The organism is Crossiella sp. NPDC003009 (assembly GCF_053591555.1).
Window position 1 is genome coordinate 97,708 of the sequence record NZ_JBSFUA010000030.1, and the last position, 9,859, is coordinate 107,566.

The 9,859-nt window shown below is 75.1% G+C and carries 7 protein-coding genes; 5 read left to right on the forward strand and 2 right to left on the reverse strand.

Annotated elements, in window-relative coordinates; translation table 11 throughout:
• Positions 1 to 538: 538 nt before the first annotated feature.
• Positions 539 to 2,206 (reverse strand): BTAD domain-containing putative transcriptional regulator, encoded by a 1,668-nt coding sequence (locus ACWDY5_RS27245; RefSeq protein ID WP_449724997.1) that lies wholly within the window; start codon positions 2,204 to 2,206, stop codon positions 539 to 541.
• Positions 2,207 to 2,261: 55 nt separating this feature from the next.
• Between ACWDY5_RS27245 and ACWDY5_RS27250 the strand changes: the two genes are divergently transcribed.
• Genes ACWDY5_RS27250 through ACWDY5_RS27260 form a run of 3 tightly spaced genes read left to right on the forward strand, consistent with a single transcriptional unit; the run spans position 2,262 to position 5,200 of the window.
• Positions 2,262 to 2,948 carry a response regulator transcription factor gene (locus ACWDY5_RS27250; protein ID WP_449724998.1) on the forward strand — a complete coding sequence of 229 codons (687 nt, stop codon included), beginning with the start codon at positions 2,262 to 2,264 and terminating at the stop codon, positions 2,946 to 2,948.
• Positions 2,945 to 4,204, forward strand: coding sequence for a sensor histidine kinase (locus ACWDY5_RS27255; RefSeq protein ID WP_449724999.1), 1,260 nt, complete (start codon positions 2,945 to 2,947; stop codon positions 4,202 to 4,204). The genes ACWDY5_RS27250 and ACWDY5_RS27255 overlap by 4 nt, the downstream gene beginning before the upstream one ends.
• Positions 4,205 to 4,240: 36 nt before the next feature.
• On the forward strand, positions 4,241 to 5,200 hold the full coding sequence (locus ACWDY5_RS27260; RefSeq protein ID WP_252486142.1) for an AAA family ATPase: 960 nt from the start codon (positions 4,241 to 4,243) through the stop codon (positions 5,198 to 5,200).
• Here ACWDY5_RS27260 and ACWDY5_RS27265 read toward each other — a convergent pair whose 3' ends face one another.
• The gene (locus tag ACWDY5_RS27265) at positions 5,201 to 6,817 is read right to left on the reverse strand and encodes a serine/threonine protein kinase (RefSeq protein WP_449725000.1); all 1,617 of its coding nucleotides are present in this window, start codon (positions 6,815 to 6,817) and stop codon (positions 5,201 to 5,203) included.
• A gap of 168 nt (positions 6,818 to 6,985) precedes the next feature.
• Here ACWDY5_RS27265 and eccD point away from each other — a divergent pair, with 168 nt between their 5' ends.
• The gene (gene eccD / locus ACWDY5_RS27270; protein WP_449725001.1) at positions 6,986 to 8,359 is read left to right on the forward strand and encodes a type VII secretion integral membrane protein EccD; all 1,374 of its coding nucleotides are present in this window, start codon (positions 6,986 to 6,988) and stop codon (positions 8,357 to 8,359) included.
• Position 8,360: 1 nt separating this feature from the next.
• On the forward strand, positions 8,361 to 9,782 hold the full coding sequence (gene eccB, locus ACWDY5_RS27275) for a type VII secretion protein EccB (protein WP_449725002.1): 1,422 nt from the start codon (positions 8,361 to 8,363) through the stop codon (positions 9,780 to 9,782).
• Positions 9,783 to 9,859: the final 77 nt, after the last annotated feature.

Here is a 9,859-nt window from a genome sequence, read left to right on the forward strand (position 1 = left end):
GGGGGCGGCGGCGAGTACGCGCGGGCTGGCGGGAGCGGCGGCCGCGAGGACTCGGGGGCCGGTGGGTGTGGCCGGAGGGGCGGTGGTGAAGGCGCGGGGGCTGGTGGGTGCGCCAGGAGCGGCGGCCGGGAAGGCACGGGGGCCGGTGTCGGAGCCGGGAGCGGTGACCGGGAAGGCACGGGGGCCGGTGTCGGAGCCGGGAGCGGTGACCGGGAAAGCGCGGGGGCCGGTGTCGGTGGCAGGAGCGGTGACCGGGAAAGCGCCGGGGCCGGGGGCGGTGCCAGGAGTGGTGGCTGGGAAGGCATGTGGTCCGGTGGCGGCGGCGAGGACGCGGGGGGCGGCGTGGTGCGGTGGCTGGGCATGGCCCGGAGCGTGGGCGGGCCGCGGGCCGTGGGCAGGCTGGGCCGGGCTGTGCGGGACCGGGCTGGCCCCAGCGGTGCCCGGGTGGTGTGGCTGGGCTGGCCCAGTGGGCGGGGCCGTGCGGGTGGTCAGGCCCGTTGGCCAGCCGGGAGCGGGTTCCTGCGGCATGGGTTCCTCCTCACGCGACGCGGGTGTTGGACAGGGGGCGGGCGGCGCGGGCGTGGGCGCGGACCAGCGGGTGGGTCTGGAAGCGGCTGGGGGCGGGGGCCTCCAGCAGGTGGTGGTCGGTGAGCTCCTCCAGCAGGCGGCGGGTGTCCGGGTGGGACAGGCCCAGCTGCTGGCTGGCCTGCCGGGTGTCGAACTCCGGGGGGAGCGCGGCCAGCGCGTGGAAGGCGGAGCGGGCGCCAGCTGACAACCGCCGGTACGAGCCGGTCAGGCCGGGGGCCAGCTGCGCGGAGCCGAGCCAGTCGGCCAGGTCCGAGGCTGTCCACTGTGGACGGATCGCGAGCTGGGTGGCGACCGCGTGCAGGGCGCCGGGGTTGCCGCCGCAGGCGGTCAGCGCGGTCGTCAGCGAGGTGAGCGGCCTGCCCGTGGCGGCGTGGAACAGGGTGGCGGACTCTTTGGGGGACAGCGGGTTCAGCGGGTACCGGGTCTCGCCGGGCAGGCGCCAGTCGCGGGTGCGGGTGGTGACCAGGGTCAGGCTGGCCGAGGCGCCGGGCAGCAGGGGGCGCAGCTGGTCCTCGTCGGCGGCGTCGTCCAGGACCAGCAGTACGCGGCGGGCGGACAGCTCCGATCGCCACAGCGCGGCGCGTTCGTCCGCATCGGCCGGAACTGCCGTGTGGCCGAGGCCGCGGAGCAGGCGGGCCAGCGCGTCGGCCGGCGAGAGCGGGGGCGCGTCGGCGTGGGCGCGCAGGTCCAGGAAGAACTGGCCGTCGGGATAGCGGGCGGCCAGGCGGTGGGCGGCGTGCACGGCCAGCGCGGTCTTGCCGGCTCCGGTCATGCCGTCCAGCACGATCGTCTGGCCGGGCGTGGACTGGCCCAGCGCGGTCAGTTCGGCGGCGCGGCCGGTGAAACCCGGGACGTCCCTGGGCAGCTCGCGGCGCGGGTGGCTGGTGGCGGGGGTGGCCAGCGCCTGCTGGTGCGCCTCGGCCAGCGACGGGCCCGGGTCGACGCCCAGCTCCTCGGCCAGCACCCGGCGGGCCTGGTGGTAGGTCGCCAGCGCCTCGGCCCGGCGGCCCGCCGCGTGCAGGGCGCGCACCAGCTGGGTCCAGGCGGCCTCGCGCAGCGGCTCGTCCGCGGTCAGCGCGCGCAGGCCGCTGATCGCCGCCCGCGCCTCGCCCGCGGCCAGCTGCGCCTCGGCCAGCGACTCGCGCAGGTCGCGCCGGATCTCCTCGAGGCGGTCCGCGGCGGACTGGAACTCCGCGCCGGGCAGGTCCTCGAACGGGCGGCCGCGCCAGGCGGAGAGGGCCTCGGTGTACAGGGCGATCGCCCGGTGCGGCGCGCCCTCGGCCAGCGCGGCGCGGGCCGCGGCGGCCAGGTCGGCCACCCGGTCGGCGTCCAGCTCGCCCGGCGCGACCAGCAGCCGGTAGGCGCCGGGACGGCTCTCGATCGCCGAGGGCAGCAGGCGGCGCAGGCGGCAGATGTAGGTCTTGAGGTTGGCCTCGGCGGAGGCGGGCACGGCCTGTTCATGCCAGGTCGACTCGATCAGCCGATCAACCCGGACCCACGCGTTAGGGTGCAGCAGCAAGGTCGCCAGCACCGTGACGGGCTTCCGCGCACCGAGCTCGAGCACCGCTCCAGCCGGGTCGCGGGCCTCGACCGGACCCAGAATGTGGAAGATCGTCATCCCCCGCCCCCTCTCTCCATCGCACCCACCATCTCTGTGGCCACATGAGGTTTCCATGACACGACCGGGAGTGATCCCCGTCCGCGTTCTGGTGGTCGAGGACGACGACGACCTGCGGTTCGCGGTGGTCGCGGAGCTGCGCTCAGCCGGACTCGCGGTGGTGGAGGCGGCGGACATCGCGGCCGCGGACCGGGCGGTGCGCGCGGGCGAGCACGCCTGCGTGGTCTTCGACCGGATGCTGCCCGACGGCGACGCCATCAGCTACGTGCACCGGCGGCGGCAGGAGGGCTGGGCCACCCCGGTGTTGTTCCTGACCTCGCTGGACAAGATCGCCGACCGGGTCGCCGGGTTCGAGCACGGCGGCGACGACTACCTGGCCAAGCCGTTCGCGATGGCCGAGCTGACCGCGCGGGTGTCCGCGCTGTGCCGCCGCGCCGGCAGCGGCAGGCCCTCGGTGCTGCGGCACGCCGACCTGGAGATGGACTGCGCCCGGCGCGAGGTGCGCAGGGCCGGGGTGCTGCTGACCGTCTCGGACAAGGAGTTCGCGGTGCTGGAGCACCTGCTGGCCAGGGCGGGGCAGGTGGTCTCGCGCAGTGAGCTGATCGAGCACTGCTGGGACAACAGCGCCGACCCGATGTCCAACGTGGTCGACGCGGTGGTGAAACGGTTGCGCGCCAAGCTGGCCGAGCCCAGGCTGATCCACACCGTGCACGGGCGCGGCTTCCGGTTGGGCGCCGGGTGAGCACCACCTCCGCCGACCGGCTGCGCCGCCTCCGCCGCCTGCTCACCCTGCTGTTCACCGCGCTGAACGCGGCCGGGCTGATCCTGTTCGCCTACCTGGTGATCCGCGAGGACCGGCAGCAGGGCGAGCAGCACATGGACGCCGACCTGCGCCGGGTCAGCGCGGTGGTGTCCCGGCTGATCGACTACGACGGCACGATCAACACCGAGGAGCTCGGGCACGACCAGATCAACAACGCCTGCCCGCAGTTCACCGTGCTGGACCGGGACGAGAATGGTGAGTGGTCGACCAATCACACCAGCGAGAAGCCCTGCGCCCCGCTGCCGATGACCACACTGACCAGCCTGGCCCAGCAGTCCGTGGACACCCGCAGCATGATCACCGGCTACCAGCGCGGCAGCGGCGGCGAGCTGCTCAGGGTCACCGCCGACTCGCTGCGCAACCGGTCGGGGCAGTACGTCGGCGCGGTGGTCGCCGCGATGGACGCGCGGGAGGCCGAGAGCAGGCACGACCGGCGGGTGCTGATCGTGCTCGGGGTGTCCGTGCTGCTGGTCGGCGCCTGCGCGCTGGCCGGGCACGTGCTCTCCGGCCGGGCCATGCGTCCCGCGGTGGACGCGCTGGCCCAGCAGGAGGCGCTGCTCGGCGACATCGCGCACGACCTGCGCAAACCAGTGGCGGCGCTGCGCGCGCTGGCCGAGACCGGGCTGCGCAACCCGGACCAGCACGCCGAGCTGCTGCCGCGCGCGGTGCGGCTGTCCGCGCGGATGGGCGGCATCATCGACGGCCTGCTCATGCGCGCCCGCTTCGCCGCCGGGGTGCAGGAGCTGGCCAGGCAGCCGATCTGGCTGGACCAGCTGGTCGCGGGCGTGGTCGAGGACACCCCGCCGGAGGGCGCGCGGATCACGCTGACCACCAGTCCGAGCAAGGTCGACGCCGACCCGGTGCTGGTGCAGCGCGCGGTGGCCAACCTGCTCGGCAACGCCCTGCAGCACGGCCACCAGCCCGGCGCGGCCGCGGTGGTGCACGTCAGCGTGGCGGGCAACCGGGTCACCGTGGCCGACCAGGGCCCCGGCATCGACGCCGAACGCGCCGAGCTGGCCCTGGACCGCTTCACCAGCGGCGGCGGGTCCAGCGGGCTCGGCCTGGCCATCGTGCGCTGGGTCGCCCAGGCGCACGGCGGCACGCTGCGGGTGTACAACGCCGAGGCCGGCGGCGCCATCTTCGAGCTGGAACTGCCTGCCGTGTACCGGGACTGAACGACCGGTGTACCCGTGCTGCCTAGGATCCCCGGTATGAGCACCACGCAGGCCGGGCAGGTCTACTCGCTGATCGCGCGCAACGTGCAGTCGGTGGTCCGCGGCAAACCCGAGGTGGTGCGCCTGGCCGTGGCCGCGCTGCTGGCCGAGGGCCACCTGCTCATCGAGGACGTGCCGGGGCTGGGCAAGACCACGCTGGCCCGCTGCATCGCGCGCAGCATCGGCGGCAGCTGGAACCGCATCCAGTTCACCCCCGACCTGCTGCCCGGCGACATCACCGGCGTCACCGTCTACCACCAGAAGGAAGAGGAGTTCACCTTCCATCCCGGTGGCATCTTCGCCAACGTGGTGGTCGCCGACGAGATCAACCGCGGCACGCCCAAGACCCAGTCCGCGCTGCTGGAGGTCATGTCCGAGCGCCGGGTCACCGTGGACGCGGTCGCGCACCCGGTGCCCAGCCCGTTCCTGGTGGTGGCCACCCAGAACCCGATCGAGATGGAGGGCACCTACCGGCTGCCCGAGGCCCAGCTCGACCGGTTCCTGATGCGGTTGTCCGTCGGCTACCCGGACGTGGACGCCGAGGTTCTGGTGATCATGAGCGACTGCGCGGGCGTGTCCCCGGACGACCTGCCCGCCGTGGTCGACATCCCGACCCTGCGCGCCGCGATCACCCAGGTCCGCAAGGCGCACCTGGACCGCGCGGTGGTCGAGTACGCGGCCCGGCTGGCCGCGGCCACCCGGGAGCACACCGCGGTGCGCTTCGGCGCCAGCCCGCGCGGCAGCATCGCGCTGGTGCGCGCGGCGCAGGCGATGGCGGCCACCGAGGGCCGGGAGTTCGTCACCCCGGACGACATCAAGGACGTCGCGGTGCCGGTGCTCGCGCACCGCCTGGTGCTGACCGCCGACGCGGAGCTGAACCAGCGCGGCGCGGCCGAGATCGTGGCCGAGGTGCTGGCCGCGACGCCCGCGCCCGCGCTGAACCAGAGCGCCCGCTAGCTAGTTGCGGCAGTCCGCGCCGTTGATGGACTTGGGCTGGCTCTTGTAGACCACGCCGCCGCCGTTGGTGCCCCGGACGTCGAAGCAGTACTTGCGGTTCGGTTCCACCTCACCCTTCCAGGTGGTGGTCTGCTGCGGCGGGAACGTCTTGTTCTCGGTCGCGTTCTCGACCGCCATGCCCACGGCGAAGTACAGCGACTCGCTGCTGCGCCAGTTCAGCTCGACGGTGTTGCCGCGCACGATGGGCTCCTCCAGCACGATCTCCACCGGTTTCGCGGAGGTGGTGGGCGCGCTGGCCGGGGCGGGGCCGGGGGGCAGGGCCAGTTCGGCGGGGTCGTCGTTGATCAGCAGCACCGCGCCGACGGCGAGCACCGCGGCCAGGCCGACGCCGCCGAGGACCAGGCCGGTGCGGCTGGCCGGGCGGTCGGGGCGGGCCGGGCCGGAGATCACCAGCGGGGCGCCGTGCGGCTGGGGCGGGGTGGGTTCCGGTGCGGTGTCCGGGGTCGTGGTCTCTGGTGCCGCGGCGGGGGCCGGGGGCTCCGGTGCGGTCGCGGCGGCCCGGGCGGGGTGGCCCGATGGCGGGGTGGCGGGGTGGCCGGGCGGCGGTGTGCTCGGGATCTGGCCCGGCCGCGGGGTGCGCCGGACCTGGGCGACGTGGCCGGCCGCCCGGAAGCCGGGGGCCTGGGCGGGGTGGCCGGGCAGGGGTGCGACGGGCCAGTCGGCCTGCGCGGTGGTCAGCCGGTGCGCCTCGGGCGAGGGCCCCGGCACGTAGCCGGCGAAGTCGTCGAAACCCCGTCCCGGCGCCTCCGTGCCCGCGTTCCTCGGTTCGGGCCCGCCCATCCGGTCCAGCCAGCCCGAGACCACCGCCGCCTCGGCCGGGCGCAGCGCCGGGTCCTTGCTCAGCAGCGCCGACACCACCGCGGTCAGCGTCTCGGGCACGTCCGGCCTGGTCAGCGGCGGCACGGGGGTGCCGAGCACGCGCAGCATCCGCTCGCCCTCCGGCTCGCCGATCGCGCCGGGATGCGGTGACTCGCCGGAGAGGGCCAGGTGCAGCAGGGCGCCGAGGCCGTACAGGTCCGAGCGTTCGTCCACGGTGCCGTCGCGGAGGGTTTCCGGGGCGGTGAAGTCGATGCCGGTGCGGTGGTCGCGGGGGTAGGCGCGGCGCAGAGTGAGGCCGAGGTCGGCGAGCACGGGTTCGCCGGTGGGGCGGAACAGCAGGTTGCCGGGGGTGACGCCGCCGTGCACCAGACCGGCCCGGTGCGCGGCGGCCAGCGCGGTGGCCACCGCCCTGCCGAGGGCGAGCGCGTCGGGCACCGAGAGCCTGCCGCAGCTGGCGACGAGCTCGCGCAGGGACTGCGAGCACAGCTCCATCCGCAGCGCGGTGCGGCCGTCCGGGGTGTCCTCGACCGCGTCGGCGACCAGCACCGGCGCCCGATCCCGCAGCGCGGCCAGCCTGGTCAGCTCCCGGTCCAGCTCGGCACGGGTGCGCTTGGGCAGCTTGGCCGGGAAGACCTTGAGCGCGAACGCCTCGCCGGTGTCCGCGCGCATCCCGGCGTACACCGTGGCCACCGGTCCCTCGCCGAGCGGGACCAGCTCCTGCGGGCCGTTGCCGGTCATCCCGGACTCCCCTCTGTCTCGCACATCATCCGATGCCACCGGTGATGGCCGCTAGCTGCCGACCCGGTTCCCCGGCCGGGCCTTCGCCCAGATCGTAGGAAGCCGGACCACAGGTGCGCGCCGGGCGGCAGGTTGTTGCCGCTGCGGCCAGTGCGAGGAGGTAGGCCGATGACCACGACCGGGCTGGTGCGAGTGACGGTCGCCGCGCCGCACCGGCGCATCGACATGGCGTTGCCCGAGCAGTCCAGCGTCGCCGAGATCGTGCCGGGGCTGCTCCGGCACGCCGGTGAGCACCTCGCTGACGACGGTGCCGCCGACGGTGGCTGGCTGCTGCGGCGGGGCGACGGGTCGGCGCTGGAACTCGGGCGCACGCTGGGCTCGTACCGGATCAGGGACGGCGAGGTGCTGCACCTGACCTCGCGGCGCACCGAGTGGCCGGAGCTGGAGTACGACGACCTGGTCGACGCGATCGCCGACGGCGCGGGCCGGGCCGGCCGGGCCTGGAGCGCGCGGCACACCCGGCTGGCCGGGCTGGCCGTCGGCGGGCTGGTGCTGCTGCTCGGTTTGGCGGTGGTGCTGCGGGCCGGACCGCCCTGGCCGATGCCCGGACTGTGGTCACTCCTGGTGAGTTTGTTGCTACTCGCCGTGGGTGCTACGTTGGCCAGGACCGCGGGAGACGCGGTGGCCGGCGCGGTCTTCGGGGCGCTGGCGCTGCCGTACTCCTTCCTCGGTGGAGCTCTGCTCCTGGCCGGTAGCCACCCGCTGCTGGACCTGGGCGCACCCCAGATCCAGGCGGGTAGCGCGGCACTGCTGTTCGGGGCGGTGCTCGGCCATCTCGGCACGGCGCACGGGTTGCCGGTCTTCGCCGCGGCGGCGACCAGCGGCCTGCTCGGCGTGCTGGGTGGCGTGCTGGCCGGGCTGGACACCTTCGACGGGGCCCAGGCGGCCGCGATCGTGGCCGGTGCGGTGCTGGCGTTCTCCCCGCTGCTGGCTCCGCTGGCGATCCGGCTGGCCAGGGTGCCGATGCCGGTGCTGCCCCGCACCACCGCGGATCTCGTCCGGGATGATCCGCAGCCGCCGCGACCGGCGGTGTACCAGGCGGTCGCGCGGGCGCACGGGCTGCTGACCGGCATGCTGGTCGGCGCCGCGCTGGTGGCCGTGGTCTGCCAGGTGTTGCTGGTGCGCAGTGGCCGCACGTCCGCGCTGTGGCTGCTGGTGGTGCTCGCGCTCGGGTTCCTGCTCAGGGCGCGGCTGTATCCCGTGCTGTGGCAACGGGTTCCGTTGCTCGGCGCGGGGGTGTGCGGGGCGGTGTGCCTCGCGCTCGGACCGCTGCTGTCCGGGCGGGTGGCCATCGCCGGTGTGGTGCTGCTCGTGGTCGGCGGGCTGGTCGTGCTGGCCGGGCTGCACCACAGCCGACGCCAGGCGAGTCCGTACCTCGGGCGCTATGCCGAGCTGTTCGAGGTGGTGGTGGTGCTCGCCGTGGTGCCGGTGGTGTGCGCGGTGCTCGACCTGTACGCGTACCTGCGCGGGCTGGGCGGCTGAGATGGCATCCAGTCGCGACCAGCTGCAGGCGCACCAGTTCCTGGCCCAGCGGGCGATCTCCGCGCTGGTCACCAGGGAGACCGATCCGGAACAGCCACCGTTCCGGCGACCGAGCGTGTCCGCGTTCGGCAGCATCGCGCTGGCGGTGATCATCCTGGCCGGGTTCGGCGTGTACGGGCTGATCGTGCCGGGCGGCAAGGACGCCTGGCGCACCGACGACGCGGTGATCGTGGAGAAGGAGACCGGGGCGCGGCTGGTGTACGTGGACGGCAGGCTGCGGCCGGTCACCAACCACACCTCGGCGCTGCTGGCGCTGGGCAAGCACGCGCCGACCATGGACGTCTCGCAGGCGTCGCTGGCCGGGGTGCCGAGGGCGCCGCGGATCGGGCTGCTGGACGTGCCGGACGGGCTGCCGGCCCGGGAACGGGTGCTCGGCGGCGGCTGGAGCATGTGCTCGCAGCCCGCGGTGGACACCACCGGCGCGGCGGTGCACGAGTCGGTGCTGCTGGTCGGCCAGGCGCCCGGCGGCGGTCGCGCGCTCGGTGAGTCCGCGCTGCTGCTGGAACCGCCGGAACAGGGTGACTGGCAGCTGGTCTGGCGCGGGCACCGGCACCGGATCGCCCAGGCCGACACGGCCGCGGTCCGCCTCGCGCTGCGCACCGGGCCGGTGCTGCGGGCCGGGTCGGCCCTGGTGGACAACCTGCCGGCGGGCGCGGAGATCGGCCCGATCACGTTGCGGGACATCGGCAAGCCCAGCACCGCGGTGCCCGGCAAGCCGGACCTGCGGATCGGCCAGCTGGCGCTGGTGCGCACCTCGGGCGAGGTGACCCAGCGGTACCTGGTGGAGGCCGACCGGCTGCGGCCGATCTCGGAGCTGCAGTACGAGATCCAGCGCGCGCACAAGCCCACCGCCGAGGCCCTCGGCGAGGGCGAGCTGAACGGCGTCGCGTTGAGCCCGTTGGCGGTCAGCGGGGCGAAGCTGGCCACGGTGGAGCCCGCGCGGGCCGGCCAGGCGCCGGAGCGGCGGCCGGAGTTCGCAGGTCCGGCCGCGGGCGCGCCCACGGTGTGCGCGAGCTTCGAGCCGGGCGCGGAGGTGCCTGCGGTGACGGTGGACTCCGTGCTGCCGCAACGGGATCCGGCGCTGCGCACGGGCAGGCGCACCGACGCCGGGCTGCCGCTGGCCGACCGGGTGGTGGTGTCGCCGGGGTCGGTGGCGCTGGTGGAGGTGATGCCCAGTCCGCGCGCGCCGGTGGGCACGCTGTCGCTGGTGAGCGACCAGGGACGCAACCATCCGCTGGCCACGCCGGACGTGCTGGCGATGCTGGGGTACGAGGGGGTCCGGCCGGTGCGGATGCCCGCTGGGCTGGTGGCCCGGATTCCGCTGGGGAGTGGGCTGGATCCGCTGGCGGCGCAACGGCCCTGAGGCGCGGGCTGACGGCGCTGGGGCGCGGGCCGACGGCGCTGAGGCACGGGCCGACGGCGCTGACGCGGGATCGGAAG

Bases quoted from the DNA above. Each gene is read 5' to 3' on its own strand.
- eccB (WP_449725002.1), top strand. From the start codon at position 8,361: ATGGCATCCAGTCGCGACCAGCTGCAGGCGCACCAGTTCCTGGCCCAG.
- eccD (WP_449725001.1), top strand. From the start codon at position 6,986: ATGACCACGACCGGGCTGGTGCGAGTGACGGTCGCCGCGCCGCACCGG.
- ACWDY5_RS27245 (WP_449724997.1), bottom strand. From the start codon at position 2,206: ATGACGATCTTCCACATTCTGGGTCCGGTCGAGGCCCGCGACCCGGCT.
- ACWDY5_RS27265 (WP_449725000.1), bottom strand. From the start codon at position 6,817: ATGACCGGCAACGGCCCGCAGGAGCTGGTCCCGCTCGGCGAGGGACCG.
- ACWDY5_RS27250 (WP_449724998.1), top strand. From the start codon at position 2,262: ATGACACGACCGGGAGTGATCCCCGTCCGCGTTCTGGTGGTCGAGGAC.
- ACWDY5_RS27260 (WP_252486142.1), top strand. From the start codon at position 4,241: ATGAGCACCACGCAGGCCGGGCAGGTCTACTCGCTGATCGCGCGCAAC.